This is a genomic window from Exiguobacterium sp. RIT594 (assembly GCF_003339585.1).
In the GTDB taxonomy this organism is placed as follows: Bacteria; Bacillota; Bacilli; order Exiguobacteriales; family Exiguobacteriaceae; genus Exiguobacterium_A.
Genome location: NZ_QPKF01000002.1, coordinates 26,989 through 47,112, shown reverse-complemented (window position 1 = coordinate 47,112; position 20,124 = coordinate 26,989). Strand labels below are relative to the sequence as shown.

The window sequence follows — 20,124 nt, the reverse complement described above, 5'->3', positions numbered from 1 at the left end:
CACATCCTTTGTCGTAGCAGGCGAAGGATGTGTTTCTTGTATACAGAGAGGGAGATGACAGATGGAACGTTTTGGTCAATACGTAGTCCGTTTTCGAAAAGGCATCAGCGTTACCTGGGTGGTGCTGTTGCTGATTCTTGGTTATTTTGCGGTGCAACTTCCGGATCAGCTGAAGGGAAACGGCTTTACACGGGACGGGGAATTTCAACAAGTCGAACGCACGTTAGAAAAGGAATTTAAGCAGGATCCACACCAAATCATCGTATTGTTTGAAGGGGAAAAAGAAAGCATCCGACAGGAAATGGAGCGCCATGTTAAAGAATTTCGGAAGATTCAAGGCGTCGGACAGGTCGTCGGTCCACAGGAAAATCCGGAAGCATTAAAAAACGGGAAAGGTTACGTCTCGATCGGGATACCGGACATTGATCCCTCCTGGGTGAAGGCGGTGCAGGAAAAACTGGATCCGCAAAACGGCAATACGATTCGGCTGACAGGAGAGCCGTTGATCGTTGACGATTTGAATACCGCATCGAAAAATGATTTGGTCCGGGCAGAATTGATTGGCGTACCGGCAGCGTTACTTGTCTTATTTCTTGTTTTCGGGACGCCGCTTGCTGCCGTCTTGCCGCTCATCATGGGACTCGTCACGTTCATCTTCGGAGCCGGAACGTTGTATTTCATCGCCGGACAACAGGAATTATCCATCTTTGTCTTAAATGCCGTAGCGATGATTTCTCTCGCCCTCGGAATCGATTTTTCTCTGCTTTACGTCAACCGGTTCCGGGAAGAACGGACAGCCGGACGGTCGATTAGGGCAGCAGCGGAAGTCTCGGTCGCGACAGCCGGACGATCGATTTTATTTTCCGGGATTTGTGTGTTCGTCGGGTTGGCGGGTTTGCTCGTCATTGATGTCGACGTGTTTCAAGCAGTGGCGATCGGGACGCTGGTTTCGGTACTGGGTGCCGTCATCAGCGCCGTGACCTTACTTCCGGCCCTGCTCGCACTACTCGGTGGCAGTCTGGAAAAAGGGCGGATTTTCAAAGCGGACTCGGAGCAGGGGGAAGTCCGGTGGCGTAAGCTCGCCCGGTTCGTCATGAAACGTCCGGTTGCCATTACCCTTTTTTCGCTCCTTCTGCTGTTGCCGTGTTTAATTCCGTTGCGCGACTTGGAACTGAACATTCCGCAAGCAAGCGCGTTACCGGAAGATTATGAATCACGCCTCGCATTTGAAGCGTGGGAAAAAACCTTTGGCGACGATGGGACCGATGCCGTTGTCTTGCTGAAAGCTGATTTTCAAACGGAACAAGGTGTCGAAAAACTGGAAGCGTTGACGACACGACTCGAAGCAGATGCCGGAGTAAGCAGTGTCATTTCAGCGACGGCGCTGGCGGAAGCGAATGGACAGACTGTGACCCAGCTTGCTGCGAGCGAACAGGGAAAAGAACAGTTGGCGCCTTTGATTGCATTTGATCAAGGCATTGCTAGGATCAATGTTAAGCTGACGGGAGATCCGGGAGACAAGAGTTCGCAAAAGTGGGTCCGCGACGTGCGGGACCAAGGATATCAGGTCGGAGGACCGGCGGCCTTTAATCAGGAAATCTATGATGAAATCTATTCGAAGATGCCGCTCGCGTTAGGTCTTGTCTTACTTGCGACATTCATCATCCTGTTGTTTGCGTTCCAGTCGATTTTGATTCCGATCAAAGCCATCTTGATGAATTTGCTCAGCCTCGGAGCAACATTTGGTCTGCTCGTCATTTTATTTGAATCGGGCTGGGTGTTCCCGGCCGAAACAATCGGTATCTTAACCCCTGTGTTCATCTTCTCGCTTGTTTTCGGATTATCGATGGACTACGAAGTATTCCTCGTCTCACGAATGGAAGAATACTACGATGAGACCGGGGATAATGACCTCGCAACGGAAATGGGACTGGCGAAGACGAGTAAAATCATCACCTCCGCCGCCTTGATCATGATTGTCGTCACCGGTGCCTTTGCGTTTACCGGCGTCAGTCCGATTAAACAGCTTGGTGTCGGAATTGCTTTGGCGATTTTCATTGATGCGACGATCGTCCGGATGTTCCTTGTTCCGGCACTGATGAAGCTGTTCGGACACTGGAACTGGTGGTGGCCGGGCGGACGGCGAAAACGAAAATACCGGATCTGATCATCGTTCAGAACATCAGTGAAGCACATCATTAGTCATTTAAAGCAGGGCGGGCGTATACTGACGATATTCAAGTTAAGATTTCAGAGGAGGATATGCTTCAATGGCTAATGAAAAGATGTTTGATACGTTTACACTTCCAAACGGAGTGACCCTTAAAAACCGGATTATGATGGCGCCGATGACGAACTACGCGGCGGAAGAAAACGGTGAAGTTTCAGAAGCGGAGCTTGCATACTACGCAGCACGTTCAGGTGGAGTCGGTGCAGTCATTACAGCATGTGCCAACGTCACAGCAGACGGTCAAGGATTCCCGAACGAGTTTGGCGCAGAGCGCGATGAATTGATTCCGAGCCTGAAACGTCTCGCTACAACAATCCAAGATCAAGGCGCAAAAGCGATTCTGCAAATTTTCCACGCGGGTCGTATGGCACCACCGGAACTCGTCGGCGGACAAACAGTCAGCGCAAGTGCAGTAGCACCAGAACGTGAAGGCGCAATGACACCACGTGCACTGGAAGCAGCAGAAGTCGACGCGATCATCGAAGCGTTCGGTCAAGCGACACGCCGTGCGATGGAAGCCGGATTTGACGGAGTGGAGATTCATGGTGCGAACACGTACTTAATTCAACAATTCGTTTCTCCACATTCGAACCGTCGTGAGGACAAATGGGGCGGAAGTCTTGAAAAACGTCTTGCGTTCCCACTAGCCGTCGTCGATGCGGTCGAAGCCGTTGCAAAACAAGATCCTTCGTTCATCGTCGGTTATCGTTTCTCACCGGAAGAAGTTGAAAATCCGGGAATTACACTCGACGATACGATGCAACTCGTTGATGCACTTGGGAAAAAAGATCTCGACTACCTGCACGTTTCCGTCATGGACTTCTTTGCAGGATCGATTCGTGATCAAAACGAAACGCGTTCGCCAATCAGTCTCGTACAAGAACGTGTCGGTCAACACGTTCCGGTCATCGGTGTCGGTTCACTCCATACACCGGAAGAAGTCGAGCGTTCACTTGAAGTCGTGCCACTCGTCGCTCTTGGCCGTGAGTTAATCATGGAACCAAAATGGGTCGAAAAAGTAGAAGCTGGCGAAACGGAATCGATTCGGACAGAACTCGATCCGTCGGCACAGTCGGAACTCGTCGTGCCGGATGCACTATGGCAAGGAATCACGAGCCGTCCAGGCTGGTTCCCAATCAAACAAACAACAAAATAAGAAATACGAAAAGGAGCAGCTCAGAATTCTGAGTTGCTCCTTTTTTAGTGTCAGTAAGCGACTTCACCCATCCGGACACCACAAAAATGATGCAGTTCAACGGGATGATCCATGTTCGTCCGGTCGAACATATCCTGAAGTAATAATGCACAGATATAGGCATCTTCCTTCGCATCGTGATGCTTAAAAGATACACCTAAAAACTCCGCCATCGTATTTAGCTTATGGTTCGGCAACCACGGATACAGCTTCCGTGACAATTTGACTGTACAGCCATACTGAAATGTCGGCATTTGATATAAGTCATATTTTTGAACCGCTTTTTGGAGCGCACCCATATCGAAAGCTGCATTATGGGCAACGACGAGCTCGGCCTGTTCAATTAATTCAAACAAGCCGTGTGCCGCCATTGCTTCCGGTAAGGCCGGTGCATCCCAGACGTCACTCGGGCGAATGCCGTGGACACGGATATTACCGGCATCAAAGTCTTCTTCCGGATTAATTAAGACCTGCTTGCTTGTGAGGACTTTCCCATCGGATAAAACAGACCAGCCAAAGGCGCAGATGCTGCGGCTGTTCCGGTTTGCTGTCTCAAAATCAATCGCCAGTGTATAACGTTCCATATCATCTCTCCTTTTCAAACAGCATACCGTATTTTGATTCAGAATGCATGTTCGTCTTTTCGTTTAATCAAAAAGTCCGTCTGTCTTTAGACAGGACGGACTACTTTTTGGTTATTTAGCTTGTACCGCTTTTTCTTGGGCTTCAGGTTCCGTATACTCATCGGGCTTAAAGAGCATGATCCGGTCACGGTAGGCAAAAACGACAGCCGTCAAAACGGCCATTAAATCAGCAATCGGGAAGGCGAACCAAACCCCTTGTACTCCAAAAAAGATAGGTAAAATCAGGACGAGTGGAATCGTATATAAGGTCTGCCGCGAGAGCGACAGGAACAAGGCAATCCGCGCCTTGGCAAGTGACTGATACATTCCGTTGATGATCATCTGAATCCCGTAAACGAATGAAATTGCGAATAAAATCCGCATCGCGGTCGAACCTTCATTGAGTAATGTCGCATCTTCCGTAAACATTCCGACCCAAAAACGGGGGAACAGCTGGATTAACAGCCAAAGCGTGATCGACAGGCTCAACCCGTAGCGAATGGCCAGCTTGATTGCTTGTGACATCCGATCAAACTGTTTCGATCCGAAGTTGTAGCCGACAATCGGCTGCATCCCTTGGACGATTCCCATGATTGGCATTCCGACAAGTGCCATGAACTTATTGATGACGGCAAAAGTCGCGAGTTCCGTCGTACCGCCGTAGCGGACGAGCATATGGTTGACGGTGATGAATAAGATGGACTGTGACACTTGCATGATGAAAGACGATGAGCCGATCTGTCCCATCCGACCGACCAGTTTGGGATCAAACCGAAAGGCTTCGCGGTCAAGGACAAGACTTGTTTTTTTCGCTTTGGTAAAGAAAAATCTGAAAATCAGAACGGAACCGACGATTTGCGCGACGACCGTCCCAAGTGCAGCCCCTTGAATGCCCCAGTCGAGTCCGAAAATAAATAGGGGCGTCAAGACGATGTTGATGGCGACTGTCGTCAGCATGACACGCATCTGATAACTGGCACGTCCTTCTGCCCGAAGCATGGCACTCGAAGCCATCGTCAACATGAAGAACGGGGAACCGAGTAACAGGACACGGAGGAAATCAATACTGTACGGCATGATTTCCGGTGTGGCACCAAACACCTGTAACAACGGTTCGACGAAGATGAACGCCGTGATAATCGCAAGCATACTGACGACGAAAACGGTCATCAGGACATTGGCATAGGCACGACTGGCACCTGCCAGATTTTTTTGACCAAGCCGCTGAGAAGCAATAGCCGCACCGCCGATTCCGATTGAGTTCGAGATGGCCATCAAGACGAGCTGAACGGGGAACGCTATGCCGACAGCCGCGACGGCAACTGTCCCGATTCCTTGCGCCACAAAAATCGTATCGACAATATTATAAAGAGCAGTCACAAGCATCCCGATCATCGCCGGGAGCGACAGACCGATCAGGAGTTTGTTGATGGGTGCTTCTCCCAAACGAGCCGTATTTTTATTCATCATCAGGAGAGCCTCCTTTTTTTCAAAACAGGGATATGGATTTTCATTCAGATTAGTCGCTTCGACAACCGGATGCAAGTAATCGAATCAGGCAATGTGCAAAACGATTAAAAGACACTCCGCCGATTGAAGACGAAGTGCCTGTTTGACATAACACGACCGGTTAAGATGGCGTCGGAAGATATCCTTTTGAATATTCAAAAGCGATGAAGAGAACTGCACCAAGAGCCAGATAAGCGAACAACGTAATCGTCTGTTGTTTTTTCGGCATTTGATGGTATTCAACTGATTTTTCAGCTTCGAGTAACGGTTCAATCCGCTGGTCCAGTCGACGCAACAAGGCATCGTAATCATTAGCCGAATCATATTGGTAACGAAGCAAGTCATCGGCAGCACTTTTCGCTTCTTCCGGACTTGCACTCCGTAAATCCTGGAGGTCGTGTCGGAGTGACCAGGCGATCGGATCATAGGTCGAAACGGGTGCATCGTCCGGTTCGTCGACGGTCGAGTCCGTCACAGTCTCCGTTGCTGCCAATTGTTCCTGTTCGACTTTCGCTTGCAGGACACGGCTACGGGCAGCGCGGTACAACATTAAAATCGATTTATTGTCTTCGTATTGTTTCGCAAAACGGTATCGCTTCCAGACGGCACTTCCGCCGAGAAACGCGATCAATAACAAGATGATGCTGAAGTGTGTCACACCGTATGCAATCAGGGCGGCGAGACCGGCGACCCAGACGACAATCGGCAGACCGGCTAAAATCCGTCCGCCGTCAAGCGGGCTGACGGGCAACAGGTTGAACAGGTTCAGCAAGGCCCCTAAATGGAAGATGACAAGCCAGAAATCGTTTCCCGTCACGGCGTATCCGATCAAAAGCGGGATGAGGGAGAGTAATCCGGCAAGCGGACCGCCATATGCCAAAATCGCTTCTTGTTTCGGGGTCCGGAACGTATCCTTGATTCCGATGACAGCGCCCATGAACGGAACGAAAATCGCCGGTCCGGTCTTGAAACCAAGCCGTTTGGCTGCTGCGAGATGCCCCATCTCATGAATGAACAGGAGATAAAGCAATCCGACACCAAACCAGACGCCAAAAATTTGTGCATAAAACAATAACGAGATACCGAACGAAATTAGCGTCCCACCGAATTTAGAGAACTTTAAGAGAGCGAGCAGCACTTTACCTTTTGAGAGCAAAAATGCTCCGGCGACGGCTAAGCCTCCCCAACGTTTTTTATCCATCGTTCATAACCTTCTTTCATCATCTGACTCCTGTCTCTAGTGTACGCCAAAAGACGGGGGAAGGTTTCATTTCAGGTGTTCAATGGAAGGTGATGTAAAAACAACTTCCGCCACCGGGACGAGCTTCACTGCCGACGGACAGATGATGATGTTCCGCCAGTGCAGCAGCAATCGACAGACCAAGACCGCTGCCGGACCGGTCACGGGCTTCATCGAGCCGGTAAAACCGATCGAACAGACGCTTGCGCTGCTCCGCAGATAAAGAGGTTCCACGGTCAAGCACTTCGAGCCGGTCCGGTCGAAGACGGATTTCCGGATCTTTGGCATATTTGATCGCATTATCGATGAAAATCGTCAAAATCCGGACAAGTGCTTCATGATTCGCTGTGACGGTTCCGGTGGCATCGACTGGAATAGCAGTGTCATAGGCATGGTGCATCCGGTCCGCGACTTCCGTCCCGAGCTGCTTCAAGTCGACCGTCTCCGTCGTCGTTTCACCATAGCCGAGGCGGGATAATTCGAGCATCGGTTCAATCAGTCCACTCCGCATCGTGTGCGTTTCGTTCAGGATATTACTAATGGATTCTTCGAGGACATCAGGATTTGTCTTGCCCCAGCGCTTCAGCAGTTTCGCATACCCTTCGATGACGGTCAACGGCGTCTTCATCTCATGCGAGACATCCGCGACGAACTGCCGTTGCTGTTCCATCGTTTGATCGACACGTCCGATCATCCGGTTAAAGACTTTTCCGAGCTGTCCGATTTCATCATTTTGTTGTTCCGGAACGGTCTCAAGTGTGCCGGAGTCGGAAATCCGTTCCATCGTCTGACCGAGTTGACGAAGTGGACGTAACGTTTGATAGGCGATGAAGAAACTGCTGAGAAAAGCGATGATGACGGCGATGATCAAGACGATCGAGAAGGCGAAAATCAACGTCGAGACCGTATCATCCACCGTATCGTCTTCAAACAGATAAGCTTGATCCTGATGGACGACGCCAAACCAGTTACCGGATTTGAATGGTTCGTCGCGGTTTGTCGGAATGCCGGGGAGATCGCGTGCCCGGACATCGCCGTTGACCGTCGCGGAATCGTCGTCGTCTTCATCGTTCGCGATGATCCAGCGTCCGTCGTCACGGGACAGGACGACGGAATCTTCATGCAACGTCAACAAGGCCCGGGTCGAGGAATCATCTTCCATCAGCTCCTCGGCCTGCTCGAGTTGGGTGAAACGGGATTCAATCAAATGATCACGGACGACATACGTGACGACTAAAAAAGACAACAGCAATAAAAGGGTCGTGAACAATGTGACGGATAAGGCAAGTTTCGTCCGTAACTTCATCCTTTCTCCTCCCTTAAGACATAGCCGATGCCACGAACGGTCTGAATGAGGGGAGACTGGCTGCGGTCCATTTTTTTGCGTAAATACCGGATGTAGACATCGACGATATTCGTTTCTCCGAAATAATCATAACCCCAAACCCGATTGAGGATTTGCTCACGGGTCAAGACATGTTCCTTGTTTTCCATCAGATAAGACAACAAATCGAATTCGCGTGGTGTCAAATCAAGCGGGACGTCGTTACGAAATGCTTCATGCCGGTCTAAATCCAGTAAGACATCGGCATAATGAAGTTGATTGGTTTCGACCGCAGCCTGTGTCGTCAAGCGGAGTAAGCCCCGGATTCGGGCCAATAATTCTTCGATTTCAAACGGTTTCGTCACATAATCATTGGCTCCGAGATCAAGACCGGCAACCTTGTCATACACTTCGCCCCGTGCCGTCAATAAGATGACGGGAACCGGATTACCTTTTCCGCGAAGCCGCCGAAGCACCTCGAAGCCGCTGAGCTCCGGCATCATCACGTCAAGTAAGACGAGATCGATGTCGTTCTCAGCAGCTACTAAGCCATCTTTACCGTTGAAGGCGACCTGCGTCGCGTATCCAGCGTGGTTTAATTCCAGTTCAAGTAGGCGGGCGATTTTCGAATCGTCCTCGACGATTAAGATGGTCGGTGCCATAGACTTCCTCCTTACGACTGTTCGTCGATTTCTGTCACTTGCTTAGATCCGTTCAACTCCAGTTCGACTTGTGAACCAACCTGTACATCATTATCCTGTTCCATGTTTTGCGCACGTTCAAACGTCACGTTTTTACCGTTTTGTTCAATGACGACTTGTGTGTCCGTCACACGGACCAATGCACCGCGGATGTCTTGATCTTCCGCTGCAGCATCTTCTTGGCGGTCATCGTTCCGGTCGTCCCGATCATCTGCATCTTCACGGTCGAGCTCCCGGACAAGACCGTCTGCATTCAATTCCAGTTTAACGCGATCGCCAGCTTGTGTCTGTTCAAGTTCGGCCTGCTCGCTGAAGCGGTACGCTTGATTGGAACCGTTTTGCGTCAAGACGATTTGTTCATTGGACAACTCTTTGACGACACCGGTGACTTCATTGCGGTCATCGTCGGATGAATCGTTATCTCGACCATCCCGGTCATCATTCCGATCATCTTCCCGTTCGAGTTCCCGGACAAGACCGTCCTGATTGAGTTCAAGTTTAATCCAATCGCCGGCCGTAGCTTGTTCGATTTCAGCGGATGAAGCGAACGAATAGGATTGATCCGATCCGTTACGGGTGATCGTTACAGAATTGTCGGTTACTTCTTTTAACGTTCCTTCCATTTCCTGATCATCATCCTGTAATGCACTTGGAAGCGACTGTTTGACGTTACCTGAAACTTTTGTTGAGGCCGCTTCGACTTTCTGTTCCACTTGTTCTGATGTCGTAACCGTTGAATTGACGAGCGAGTGTCCCGGACCGGTGAACAGTAGGAAGGCACCTGCCCCTGTCAAAACGGTTCCTGTGATAGCAATCGAAGCGAGCCCTCGTTTTACAATATTCTTTTTAGGTTTGTCCGTACGTTTTTCGTTTGTCATGATAATTCCTCCTCCGTAGTGGTAGCTGCTTTTCTTATTCTTAGAATAGCGACCGTACGTGAGAGGAGACTGAGGATTAGATTAAAATTTGATGAGAATTCAAATCGGTTTGATGAAACGGGCCGGATTCCCGCCAACGACAGTGTTTGGAGCGACATCTTTGACGACGACACTTCCGGCCGCGATGACGGCATTGTCCCCGATCGTTACACCCGGCGTGATGACGGCACGTCCGCCAATCCAGACGTTGTCCCCGATGACGACCGGCTTCCCGAATTCATAACCGCTGTTGCGTTCGACAGGATCTAACGGATGCGTCGCTGTATAGATGTGGACGCCCGGAGCGAGCATACAGTTATCGCCGATTGTAATCGGGCAAATGTCGAGCAGGACACAATCGTAGTTGGCATAAAACCGCGAACCGAATGTGATGTTATAGCCGTAATCACACTTGAAGGACGGTTCGATATAAAAATCTGTCTGCTCAATTTGGAATAATTTCTGGAGGAGAGACTTTCGGGCAGGTAACTCGTTGATGCTGAGTTGATTAAATTGATGGCACAATGTCTGAGCCCGCTTTCGGTCAGCGACCAGTTCCGCATCACCGGCTAAGTACAACTGACCTTGAATCATTTTCTCTTTTTCCGTCATATGAATCATCTCCTATCCTATGTATACCTTCATTAGACTAAACCAGGCACGGAGAAGCAACTCATAATAAAAAAACAGCCTTGATGTCGCCATCAAAGCTGCCTGGTTGAAAAAATTGAATTAAGCGAGTTCGATTCCGCCTGTGACACCATAAATTTGCGCCGTCACATAACTGGCATCATCCGAAGCGAGGAAGACATAAACGCTCGACAGTTCGACCGGTTGGCCGCTCCGTTTAAGCGGTGTTTCCTGTCCGAATTCCGGAATGTTTTCGCTTGGTTGTCCTCCTGAAATCTGAAGCGGTGTCCAAATCGGACCCGGTGCGACCGAGTTGACGCGGATGCCTTTTGGTGCGACTTGTTTCGCAAGTCCGCGTGTAAAGCCGTTGATGGCAAATTTCGTTGACGCGTAATCGAGTAAGTTCGCACTTGGGTTATATCCCTGAACCGAAGTCGTCGTGATAATCGAAGCGCCTTCTTTTAACAGCGGAAGAGCGGCTTTAACGACCCAGAACAGTGAAAAGACGTTGATTTCATATGTTTTGCGGAGCTGCTCCGTCGACAGGTCCATGATGTCCTCGACGGCTTGTTGTTTACCGGCGACGAGTGCCAAAATATCAATTCCGCCAAGAGATTCGTGTGCTTCTTTGACGAGTTGTTGACAGAACGTTTCGTCACTGAGGTCACCGGCAAGTAAGTATGCCTTTTGACCGGCTGCTTCGACAAGTGCTTTGACTTCTTCCGCGTCTTGCTGTTCTTCCGGCAGATAATTGAGGAACACATCGGCACCTTCACGGGCATAAGCGATGGCAGCGGCACGGCCGATTCCGGAATCGCCTCCTGTGATCAAAGCTTTTTTACCTTTTAATTTACCGGATCCTTTGTAGCTTTCTTCACCACAATCAGGAACGGGTTCCATTTTTGCCTGGACAGCCGGCGCCTCCTGATATTGTTTCGGGAAGTCATCATTGAAATATTGTGTAAGTGGATTGTTAGACTGTGACATGAATTGATTCCTCCTGTGATAGTGGTTTCGTTTGCATAAGAAGTATGTTCCCTGTCACTTCACGTCTAAACGTCAATTGGTTAACCGAGTGAAGTTTTTATCAGTTGTCGAAGGAGACTGGGCAAAGCAGCCGCAACAGATTATCGGAATCGACCGGATGAAAAATAAAAAAATCGGAATCCACAGGTGTGGACTCCGATTTGAAGAGAGAGGGGGAAGGCAATGCATTAAACGCGTTCCGATGTCAGTTCTTTCATCCCTTGTAAAGCTGCTTGATTCAGTAAGTTCCATGGTTTGTTGTAGTGCGGTTGGAAGAAGAAGTCGACGAAAGCCAATTCTTCGAGCGTCATGTCGTTTTGAATGGCCACCGATAACGTGTTCATGGCTTGTGTCAGATCAACTTTTGAGATGATCTGCGCCCCGACAAGACGGTGCGTCGTTGTTTCATAGACGAGTTTCAATTGGACATTTTCAGCTGTCGGCATGAACTCAGGACGGTAGGCATCCTGAACCGTCGTACTCGTTACTTCCAAACCGAAGAATGGGGCGGCATCTTCCGTCAGACCGGTTGACGCGATATTCAAGTCGTACAGGCGAAGGCCGGATGTTCCTTGAGTCCCTTGGTAACGGATTGTCGGAGCAAGCAGGTTTTTCCCGACGAGTGTTCCCATGCGGACGGCATTCGTTGCGAGTGGAATGTACGCGTGTGTCCGGGCCGGATTGTAGTAGACAGCACAGCTGTCACCGGCGGCAAAGATGTTCGGATTACTTGTCCGCATATAGTCGTCGACGATGATGGCACCGTTCGGTAACATGTCGATTTGTCCTTTTAACAGTTCCGTGCTTGGTCGGAAACCAACACAGAGAATGACGAGATCTGTTTCAAACGTTCCTTTATCCGTGACGACTTGTGTGACGTTTCCGTCAACACCTGTAAAGCTTTGAACAGTCTGGTTCAGTTCCAAACGAATGCCGCGATCCGTCAATTCGTTTTCAATGATGTCGGTGAATGAACGATCCAGGTATTTATTTAAGATCCGGTCGGCGCTGTCGATGAACGTGACGTCTTTTCCGTATGCTTCAAATGCTTCGACCAGTTCAGCACCGATATAACCGGCACCAACGACTGTGATACGCTCTGCATCTGTCGCTTTTTTTATGATCGTTTGCGCATGGTGATAGTTTTTACAGAGCTCGATTTGATTGAGTTCAATCCCGGGAAGCATCGGGATGATCGGCCATGAACCGGTTGTCATGATCAATTTATCGTACGTATCATAAACGGTTTCACCTGTTACGAGGTTTTTGGCAACAATCGTTTGATTCGTGCTGTCGATTTCGAGAACATCATGTTTTAAGCGCATGTCTGCACCAAGCTCAGCCAGTTCATCCGGTGAAGAATAAAACAGCGACTCCGCATGCTCGACGACGCCACCGACGTGAAGCGCGATGCCACAAGAAAGGAAAGAGACGTTATCGTTTCGTTCATAAACGGTGATATCCAATTGCTCGTGCTGTGAAGTCAATTCTTTAACTGCTGCTGTTCCTGCGTGTGTACAACCGATGACTGCTACTTTCATGAGTAAAGTCCCCTTTTTGTTTTGTTTGTGATAAAAATCACATTCATTTGATATCCTTAGTGTATTACTTCACAAAGTTGTTTTCAAGTAGTTTGTTCAATGATGAGCATAAATTTGTCCGAAATGTGAATGATTGAGCAATGAGAGGTTGTCTGTATCGTTTCTGTTAAAAACGTGTAAAACTGTTTCAGTTTCTGAAGTTCGGGTTATAATGAAAGGGACAACAAAACGAAAGGGTGGAAACCGATGGACACCGAGAGGACCGATCATCTATTCAGCTTACCTGATTTTTAGCACCGCCAATCTTCATTGAACAGGAAGGTAATGGCTTGAAAAAAATCAGGGAGAGCGAAAATAGATGAATACCCAAACGGGACAATTACATCCTCTCCCATGGAAGATACGGGAGAGGACAACACATGAAACGAATTATGACCATCTTAGCCGGAACGCTGCTTATGGCGTTTGGCTACTACACCTTGAATGAACAATTTGGTTTGGCAGAAGGCGGATTTATCGGGTTATCATTGCTCGGACGCTACTTTTTTGACATCAATCCATCGATTTCGATGATTGTACTCGACATACCATTTTTTATCGGAGCACTCTATTTTAAGGGCAAACGGTTTGTCGGGGAAGCGCTGATTTCAGCAAGCGCCTTGTCTCTGTTTTACGAAATGTGGTACCGACTGGATCTGTTTCATTTTCCGGAACAGGCCTGGCCGGCAACGCTGATTGCGGCCGTCGCAAGCGGTATCGTGACCGGATACGGTCTCGGACTCGTCTTGAAAAGCGGCGCGGCAACAGGAGGCGACGATTTATTGTCGATGGGCCTCAGTAAGCTGACCGGCTTATCAATCGGGACGATTTTATTTAGTCTTGATGCCGTCGTCCTTGTCATCTCACTCGTCTATCTGCCGTTGAGCTTAACGTTATATACGTTGCTTGCCGTCGCAATTGCGGGGCGCGTTGTTTCAGTGATGACGCGTGAACCGGTTGAGGTAGCAATTCCAGTAGCAGAGTTGAAATGAACCGAATCAAACCCTCCTGACATCAGGAGGGTTTTTGTTTTAGGATAATAAGAGAAGAAGAAAGGAGCAAAATCAAATGATCAGACAAGCGACTGCAGATGACGCGGATCAAATCGCGCCATTGATTGAACAGGCGATTCATGAAATTGCCGAGACGCTGACCGGAACGCAGGAGAAGGCATTAATTTTGGAGAGGCTCGCGCTGTTTGTTACACAAACCGGAAACCGATTGAGTCATGAGAATATCCTTGTCAAAGAACTCGACGGACGTGTCGTCGGCATCGTCATCACGTATGCCGGATTTGATGCAGCACGGTTGGATGAACCGATTAAGCGTCAGCTCCGCGAGTGGACAGCACAGGACGTGCAAATTGATCAGGAGACGGAAGGGGATGTCTTTTATCTCGATACGTTATCCGTTGATGCAGCATACGGTGGAAAGGGAATCGGGTCTGAACTGTTGCAGGCAGCGGCGGACGAAGGCGAACGGCGTGGATTACGGGCCTTTACGTTAAATGCGGATCAGACGAATACGGGGGCGCAACGATTGTATAGACGTCTTGGATTCGTACCGGTCAAGACGATTGAAATCAGTGGCGGACAATTTGACTATATGGAACGACCGTATTCAACTTGAATGACGAGGAAAGTACTTCGAATCCGGTTCAAGATTCGTTTATACGCAGATAAGACTTCACTTTCCGCTTTTCCCGCAGGAGACTTCGTCTTGCTTCTCAACGCTGCGTTTCGAAAGAACAACAAGTACACATCGAGCATCTGTGGAGGAAATCAAGATTCGTTGACCGTGACTCCTACGGGAAAAAGCGTGTGTTAACGCGCTGTCAGAGTCAAGCGAGACCCGGCTCCTTGATCAGTAGGTCAAGAAGCCGCGGCTTGCGACTCGCCCGAGGAAAGCACGGGAAAACGAATCTTTTATCTCAGTGCTTCTTCATTCAATTTTAACCGGTACAACCGCGCTTCCGCATCTTCCGGTTCGAACCGGGGGTCACTCGTAAAGCGGAAAACTTCCGTCACTTCGATTGGTACATCTGCCGCCCGTAAGCGTTTGAGCAATCGTCCTGTCAGATAGACCTCCTGTGATTTTGGTTCCGCCCGCCATTTGCTGACGGATCCAATCGGGACAATCATAGCGTCAGGACGTGCCATCAAAAATTGACGTTCTTCTTCATCCGTAAAGATGGTCGCGGACGCCGGTAAACCGGTAATGGCTTCCGCCAGCTGAATCGTAGCCGGTGTACTAGTCGCTTGTTGATACAAAGCGATACTTCCGATCAGCAATTGAATACATAAAAACGGAACGAGCCAACGGACCGACAGATGGCGGACGAGTAAAATCACAAGCAGTAAGACGAGTGGTAAGACATGCCGCGGCTTGTCGATATTTTGCGCAAACCAGACCCAAAGAAAATAACCGGTTCCGGTAACACTCCACCAGAGAGGGAACGAACGGAAACGTTGGCAAAACAAGAACAATCCCGATCCGAGACCAATCCAAGTGGCAAATCCAAGACCATGCCATATCATTTGTTTGATTGTTAATCCAAGTCGTTCGAGCAGCGAGGCTTGATCCGTTTGTGCCGTCCCTCCCCAGTCCGAAAAATGACCTGTCACGAAACTGAGCGACAACTGAGCAAAGGAGGCTGGTCCGCCGACAGAGAAGGCGACCGGCAACAACCAGGCGAGCTGAGCAAGCAGGAGAACGGCGGTTTCCGATACAAATTGCCATGCATCACGACGTGACTGCCACAGTAAAAACAAGAGGATGATTCCAAAGAGAGCATACGACAGCCGGGTCGCCATCAGCAGACCAAACAAGAGGTACGGTAAAAGACGGAACTGCCCCTGCCGTGCGCGTTCGACACTCCAGACGAACCAACAAAGAACACCAAGGGCGAGACCGTCCGACATCCCGGTTGCGGACAAGACGACAAGGGAAGCCGTCGACACGACCGTAAAAGCAGCCAGCAGACGAACCGTATCGAATCGTCTGCGTTTGAACAGCAGGTACAGCGGAACCAGTCCGCTCGTGAAGCCAAGCATCGAGACGATTCCAAGGGCACGGACAGGTTCAAGCCCGAGTCGTGCGAGACCGGTCGCGAGTAAGATGAAAAACGGGTACCCGGGGAAATGTGGCTGTAAATTCGCCAAGTCATACTGTCCGACTGCTAACGTGAAGTTGGCGATGTCGTAGCTTGCGACAAACGGGCTGACCAGATAAAGGCGTCCGGCGGTGCACACGAAGATCAGAGCGACACACATGAAAAAAAGCGATCGTCCACGTTGTTGTGGATGACCGCTGCGAACCGTCACGAGACCTCCTTCAGTTTCTTGACGGTTTTTGGCGCGCGATTTTGACGCATCAACATGAAGCCGGCGAAAGCGAAATATCCCCACCACGCGATGACCTGCTCGATGGATGGGTTGTGGCTGTAGCCGAACATCGCCCCCATGAATGTTCCGATTTGACCGCTGATCAAAGTCGTATTGCCGGTGTCCCGTAAATACTGGACTTGATCGATATAGTGTTCCGGCATGAAAGCAACGATATTATAAAGCGCAGCCGGTGTTCCATCTGCATTCGTCAACAGACTGCCGAGCAAGCCGAGATCCTGGAACCGCCCAATCGTTTGCACAAGCATGCCCGCTGCAATGAATAAAATCAAGACGCCGGTCACTTGGAAAAAGCGCTTGACGGGAATCTTCATCGTCCCGGAAACGAACAGGTAACCGAAAATCAAGGCGAGCAGGAGACCGGAGACGGCACCGTAGCTCGTCAGGACTTTTTCGATTTCACCGCCGGAAATCGCTGCGAAGAAGAAAACCGTTTCGATCCCTTCCCGGACGATGACGAGGAACGAATGGACGATCATCGTAATCGCACTGCCGGTCGAGACGGCAGCCGCGACTTTCGCCTGTGAGGCCTGCTGGTTCTCTTTCGCCTCCTTGCCCATCCAAAGCACCATGTGCGTCAAGAGGAAAACCGAGATGATCATGATCCCAAGACGTAAATACGTATCGCTGCCGAAGCTTGCGAAACTCGTAAAGACGACCTGGAACAGGAAGGCGACACCTAAACTCGCGAGTAAGGCAAGTCCAACACCGGCGTAGACCCATTTTTTATATTGTGGTGCATTGAGCCGATCGAGATAACCGAGAATCAAGCCGACGATCAAGACGGCTTCGAGACATTCGCGAAGGGTGATTAAAAACGCCTGAAAATCCATGTGTCTTCCTCCTTATTGAGCGCGTCGTTTCTTACGCTGACCGATGATGACGATGACGATTAAGATGATGACAAGACTGATGGCGACCGTTTTCCAAATATCATCCGTTCCGAAAGACTGACCGAAAATCGAGTCCTCTTCATCGAAGACACCCGTCTTCTCTTCACCTGGCAAAACGAACAGCGGGGTGACGGTATCTTCAATCTGTTTAATGTTTTGATCAAATGTTTTTCGATCGCTTGCTTTTTTCCCGACTCCAAACAAACCGGGGTTTCCAAGCGCCGCAAGTGAATCATCAAAAGCAGTATACAATGAATCACTTGTCTTTGCACCCTCACTTTCCTTGACGTAAGGAGCGAGCACATCGTATGTGCCGCGTGCCTTCGCGAGCAACAACTTGGCCTGTCCGAAGTCATCGAATTGTTCCTGCGCGAAGTGCAGACGACGTTCGATGTTTTGACGCAAAGCGACCCGGTAGGCTTGCTTGGCGGCATCAGCATCTTCCTTGGCTAACGACGCATCGATTTTTTCTTTTGCTTCCGGGAAGTAGAGCGTAAATTCCTTATCGTAGGCATCGATGGTTTCTTTGGCTAACGTGTAGTCCTTTTGGTCAAGCTGTTCTTCAAACTGTTTATAAGCTTCCGCAAAAGCTTCTTTTCCTGGATCGCCGTAGCTGTAGGCGAATGCCGGCAACGGTGTAGTGAGCAGGAACAAGAAGGCGATGACGGTGATGAAAAGCGGTTTTCTCATCCAAGATGCTCCTTTCGTTCAAAACGTTCTTCAGACGACAGTGGGACGATCGGGCGACGCCATTCCCGGTAAATCGCAGGGAGGACGCGCTGGATATAGTTAAAGCGAATAAAGGATTTTCCGGCTTCGCGCACACGGTAACGAATCGGGACTTCCTGTAGCCGGAACCCTTTCCGGACAAGGTTCAGTGTCAGCACTTGAGCGTAGTTGTAGTCGTGGATGATTTCCGCGTGTTTACACGCCGCCCGGGAAAAGGCACGCATCCCGCTTTGTCCGTCATAAATCCGCTGTTTCAGCAACAGACACTGTAACCAGGTAAAGACATGATTGCCGATATAGCGGTACAAGCGCATCCCGTCGATGGTTCCGAGAAAACGGGAACCAAACACGTAGTCGGCCTCATCGAGAAGAATCGGTCGGACGACGTCGGGAATCTGATCCGCCGGGTATTCATTATCGGCGTCAATCATGACGGCGACAGTCGCACCATGGGCGTAGGACCGGAGCAGTCCTTCCCGAACGGCAGCTCCGAGCCCGCGATTTTTAGGAAAACGATAAACATGGGCTCCGTGTTGCCGGGCAATCTCGGACGTCTCATCAGTAGATCCATCGTCGATGACGATCGTCTCGACAGGCAGTCCATCGATTTCAGCCGGAATCCGTTTTAAGACAAGCGGCAAGGAAACTTTTTCGTTATGGGCCGGAAGAAAGACAACGATTTTTTTCATGAGGATTCCTCCTTAAAGGCTTCCGTCAGTAAGACACCGCGGCTGTCGTGCGGGATATCAGCACCAAGCAACTTCGTAATCGTTGGTCCAAGTGACAGGATATGCCGGTGTGTATCAACCTTCAGACCGGCATGGACATGTTTGCCGTACATCCAAAACGGAACAAACCGTTCGCCTTCATCGAGATGACCATGACCGCCGATCCCATCGGCTTGTCCGTGATCCGCCATGACAATCAGTGTTGCATCGTCGAGCTTACCAAGCCGGTCCAGTTCTTCACAAAATTCAGCTAGTAAGGCATCGGCTTCTTCGATTTTCTGAACGTATTCGGAATACAGGGTGCCACGGCTGTGACCGGTCTGATCGGTTCCAATCAATTGAATCGCCAGTAAATCCGGATCTTCGTCCCGGACGATCTGTTTGGCTCGGTCGATGATGTTGCGGTCCGCGACATCATTATGCATGACGGCTGTCACGGTATGAACGTCTTTAGAACCGAACGCATCGACGAGATGGGCGATACCGAGAATCTTACCGGTCTTGCCGACGTCACGCAGTCGATTGAAGGCCGTGTCCGTTTTGACACCGGTCGTGTTCCAGACCATGTTCGAATGGATTCCGTGTTCTTCCGGACGGGCGCCTGTGAACATCGAGCTGAAGCAGACGACGGTCCGGGCCGGATAGACCGTCTCCATGTTCGTATACTCCGTTCCTTCCTGGCGCAATCGCTCAAGGAAAGGAGTGTCTGCTGCCATATAACGATCTTTCCGCATGCCGTCGACAATCAGGACATAGACTTTCGACGAAGCGGGAACCGGTGCATCGACGGTCGACTCCGTCGGTAATTTCGGTTTCCAATCAAACAGATAATGATGCAGGATCCAAGCGAAAACGAACAGTCCGAGCGGGAACCAGAGATAAGACCAGTCAAGCGTCTGTTCGATTGAAGCCGTTTGCCAATAGGCAAGCAACAATCCGACTTTCGGCAGTTGTTCCTGGGCGTTTCCGCTGGTCGAGTCACTGTTTTTCAGCACGAGTTTCCAAAAACGCGTGAAGTTGAGCCAGTCCGTTCCGATCCGGAGATGGTAGTAAATCGTCCCCCAGAAAAAGACGGTAAAGAAGAAGTAGAGACCGGCACCGTACGCGAATAACGGGAGCAGACGGGAATCCGTTCCTTCTATAAACAGCCAGACAATCAACGGCAGCCAAAGATAGTTCCGTAAAAATAACGGGAAATCAAACTTCCAATATAAAACGAGCAACGGCAGTGTCACGAGGAAACCGAAGCCGGCACCGCTGAGTGAACCTTGAACTAAAAGCGTGTAGCTCAGGAAAACACCCAGTGTAAAAATCGGTGTGAAGGGTTTCCCTTCATTCAGTAAGTTCCACATCCGTGCGGCAACTTTTTCAAAGCGGGAAGCACTTTTCATGCAG

18 protein-coding genes are annotated in these 20,124 nt (G+C 49.9%); 4 read left to right on the top strand and 14 right to left on the bottom strand.

Going from position 1 to position 20,124, the window contains the following annotated elements:
- Nucleotides 1-61 precede the first annotated feature (61 nt).
- Together DVG79_RS10125 and DVG79_RS10120 are read left to right on the top strand one after the other, a co-directional pair.
- Complete coding sequence (locus DVG79_RS10125) at nt 62-2,167, top strand: MMPL family transporter (protein ID WP_114596620.1); 2,106 nt, start codon at nt 62-64, stop codon at nt 2,165-2,167.
- Between the two features lie 103 nt (nt 2,168-2,270).
- Complete coding sequence (locus tag DVG79_RS10120) at nt 2,271-3,386, top strand: NADH-dependent flavin oxidoreductase (RefSeq protein ID WP_114596619.1); 1,116 nt, start codon at nt 2,271-2,273, stop codon at nt 3,384-3,386.
- Nucleotides 3,387-3,436: 50 nt separating this feature from the next.
- On the opposite strand, the gene DVG79_RS10115 is transcribed toward DVG79_RS10120, so the two are convergent.
- From DVG79_RS10115 to DVG79_RS10075, 9 genes are all read right to left on the bottom strand, one after another.
- The gene (locus tag DVG79_RS10115; RefSeq protein WP_114596618.1) at nt 3,437-4,009 is read right to left on the bottom strand and encodes a 3'-5' exonuclease; all 573 of its coding nucleotides are present in this window, start codon (nt 4,007-4,009) and stop codon (nt 3,437-3,439) included.
- Nucleotides 4,010-4,120: 111 nt separating this feature from the next.
- On the bottom strand, nt 4,121-5,518 hold the full coding sequence (locus DVG79_RS10110; RefSeq protein WP_114596617.1) for an MATE family efflux transporter: 1,398 nt from the start codon (nt 5,516-5,518) through the stop codon (nt 4,121-4,123).
- Nucleotides 5,519-5,678: 160 nt separating this feature from the next.
- A complete protein-coding gene (locus DVG79_RS10105; protein WP_114596616.1) occupies nt 5,679-6,758 on the bottom strand; it encodes a site-2 protease family protein in 1,080 nt (359 codons plus the stop codon).
- Nucleotides 6,759-6,837: 79 nt separating this feature from the next.
- Nucleotides 6,838-8,103, bottom strand: a complete 1,266-nt coding sequence (locus DVG79_RS10100) for a sensor histidine kinase (RefSeq protein ID WP_114596615.1) — start codon at nt 8,101-8,103, stop codon at nt 6,838-6,840.
- On the bottom strand, nt 8,100-8,783 hold the full coding sequence (locus DVG79_RS10095) for a response regulator transcription factor (protein WP_012371705.1): 684 nt from the start codon (nt 8,781-8,783) through the stop codon (nt 8,100-8,102). The genes DVG79_RS10100 and DVG79_RS10095 overlap by 4 nt, the downstream gene beginning before the upstream one ends.
- A gap of 11 nt (nt 8,784-8,794) precedes the next feature.
- Nucleotides 8,795-9,700, bottom strand: coding sequence for a hypothetical protein (locus DVG79_RS10090; protein ID WP_114596614.1), 906 nt, complete (start codon nt 9,698-9,700; stop codon nt 8,795-8,797).
- A gap of 99 nt (nt 9,701-9,799) precedes the next feature.
- Nucleotides 9,800-10,351: a maltose acetyltransferase domain-containing protein gene (locus DVG79_RS10085; RefSeq protein WP_114596613.1), complete on the bottom strand. Its 552-nt coding sequence runs from the start codon at nt 10,349-10,351 to the stop codon at nt 9,800-9,802.
- 120 nt (nt 10,352-10,471) lie between these two features.
- Nucleotides 10,472-11,356 carry an SDR family oxidoreductase gene (locus tag DVG79_RS10080; protein ID WP_114596612.1) on the bottom strand — a complete coding sequence of 295 codons (885 nt, stop codon included), beginning with the start codon at nt 11,354-11,356 and terminating at the stop codon, nt 10,472-10,474.
- Between the two features lie 227 nt (nt 11,357-11,583).
- On the bottom strand, nt 11,584-12,936 hold the full coding sequence (locus DVG79_RS10075) for an FAD-dependent oxidoreductase (protein ID WP_114596611.1): 1,353 nt from the start codon (nt 12,934-12,936) through the stop codon (nt 11,584-11,586).
- A gap of 419 nt (nt 12,937-13,355) precedes the next feature.
- Between DVG79_RS10075 and DVG79_RS10070 the strand changes: the two genes are divergently transcribed.
- Both DVG79_RS10070 and DVG79_RS10065 read left to right on the top strand, forming a co-directional pair.
- Complete coding sequence (locus DVG79_RS10070) at nt 13,356-13,967, top strand: YitT family protein (protein ID WP_114596610.1); 612 nt, start codon at nt 13,356-13,358, stop codon at nt 13,965-13,967.
- Nucleotides 13,968-14,043: 76 nt separating this feature from the next.
- Complete coding sequence (locus DVG79_RS10065; protein WP_114596609.1) at nt 14,044-14,604, top strand: GNAT family N-acetyltransferase; 561 nt, start codon at nt 14,044-14,046, stop codon at nt 14,602-14,604.
- Nucleotides 14,605-14,900: 296 nt separating this feature from the next.
- Here DVG79_RS10065 and DVG79_RS10060 read toward each other — a convergent pair whose 3' ends face one another.
- From DVG79_RS10060 to DVG79_RS10040, 5 genes are read right to left on the bottom strand one after another with little or no spacing between them, the layout of a single operon-like run.
- Nucleotides 14,901-16,385: a hypothetical protein gene (locus DVG79_RS10060; protein ID WP_233494584.1), complete on the bottom strand. Its 1,485-nt coding sequence runs from the start codon at nt 16,383-16,385 to the stop codon at nt 14,901-14,903.
- Nucleotides 16,295-17,212, bottom strand: coding sequence for an FTR1 family iron permease (locus DVG79_RS10055; RefSeq protein ID WP_114596607.1), 918 nt, complete (start codon nt 17,210-17,212; stop codon nt 16,295-16,297). The genes DVG79_RS10060 and DVG79_RS10055 overlap by 91 nt, the downstream gene beginning before the upstream one ends.
- Before the next feature lie 12 nt (nt 17,213-17,224).
- The gene (locus tag DVG79_RS10050) at nt 17,225-17,962 is read right to left on the bottom strand and encodes a hypothetical protein (protein WP_026827221.1); all 738 of its coding nucleotides are present in this window, start codon (nt 17,960-17,962) and stop codon (nt 17,225-17,227) included.
- Nucleotides 17,959-18,690, bottom strand: coding sequence for a glycosyltransferase family 2 protein (locus tag DVG79_RS10045; RefSeq protein ID WP_114596606.1), 732 nt, complete (start codon nt 18,688-18,690; stop codon nt 17,959-17,961). Before DVG79_RS10045 ends, DVG79_RS10050 begins: the two co-directional genes overlap by 4 nt.
- Nucleotides 18,687-20,120, bottom strand: coding sequence for an alkaline phosphatase family protein (locus DVG79_RS10040; RefSeq protein WP_114596605.1), 1,434 nt, complete (start codon nt 20,118-20,120; stop codon nt 18,687-18,689). Before DVG79_RS10040 ends, DVG79_RS10045 begins: the two co-directional genes overlap by 4 nt.
- Nucleotides 20,121-20,124 lie beyond the last annotated feature (4 nt).

Excerpts from the sequence above, each read along its gene's own strand:
- DVG79_RS10125 (WP_114596620.1), top strand. The coding sequence starts at position 62 with ATGGAACGTTTTGGTCAATACGTAGTCCGTTTTCGAAAAGGCATCAGC.
- DVG79_RS10120 (WP_114596619.1), top strand. The coding sequence starts at position 2,271 with ATGGCTAATGAAAAGATGTTTGATACGTTTACACTTCCAAACGGAGTG.
- DVG79_RS10115 (WP_114596618.1), bottom strand. The coding sequence starts at position 4,009 with ATGGAACGTTATACACTGGCGATTGATTTTGAGACAGCAAACCGGAAC.
- DVG79_RS10110 (WP_114596617.1), bottom strand. The coding sequence starts at position 5,518 with ATGATGAATAAAAATACGGCTCGTTTGGGAGAAGCACCCATCAACAAA.
- DVG79_RS10105 (WP_114596616.1), bottom strand. The coding sequence starts at position 6,758 with ATGGATAAAAAACGTTGGGGAGGCTTAGCCGTCGCCGGAGCATTTTTG.
- DVG79_RS10100 (WP_114596615.1), bottom strand. The coding sequence starts at position 8,103 with ATGAAGTTACGGACGAAACTTGCCTTATCCGTCACATTGTTCACGACC.
- DVG79_RS10095 (WP_012371705.1), bottom strand. The coding sequence starts at position 8,783 with ATGGCACCGACCATCTTAATCGTCGAGGACGATTCGAAAATCGCCCGC.
- DVG79_RS10090 (WP_114596614.1), bottom strand. The coding sequence starts at position 9,700 with ATGACAAACGAAAAACGTACGGACAAACCTAAAAAGAATATTGTAAAA.
- DVG79_RS10085 (WP_114596613.1), bottom strand. The coding sequence starts at position 10,351 with ATGACGGAAAAAGAGAAAATGATTCAAGGTCAGTTGTACTTAGCCGGT.
- DVG79_RS10080 (WP_114596612.1), bottom strand. The coding sequence starts at position 11,356 with ATGTCACAGTCTAACAATCCACTTACACAATATTTCAATGATGACTTC.
- DVG79_RS10075 (WP_114596611.1), bottom strand. The coding sequence starts at position 12,936 with ATGAAAGTAGCAGTCATCGGTTGTACACACGCAGGAACAGCAGCAGTT.
- DVG79_RS10070 (WP_114596610.1), top strand. The coding sequence starts at position 13,356 with ATGAAACGAATTATGACCATCTTAGCCGGAACGCTGCTTATGGCGTTT.
- DVG79_RS10065 (WP_114596609.1), top strand. The coding sequence starts at position 14,044 with ATGATCAGACAAGCGACTGCAGATGACGCGGATCAAATCGCGCCATTG.
- DVG79_RS10055 (WP_114596607.1), bottom strand. The coding sequence starts at position 17,212 with ATGGATTTTCAGGCGTTTTTAATCACCCTTCGCGAATGTCTCGAAGCC.
- DVG79_RS10050 (WP_026827221.1), bottom strand. The coding sequence starts at position 17,962 with ATGAGAAAACCGCTTTTCATCACCGTCATCGCCTTCTTGTTCCTGCTC.
- DVG79_RS10045 (WP_114596606.1), bottom strand. The coding sequence starts at position 18,690 with ATGAAAAAAATCGTTGTCTTTCTTCCGGCCCATAACGAAAAAGTTTCC.
- DVG79_RS10040 (WP_114596605.1), bottom strand. The coding sequence starts at position 20,120 with ATGAAAAGTGCTTCCCGCTTTGAAAAAGTTGCCGCACGGATGTGGAAC.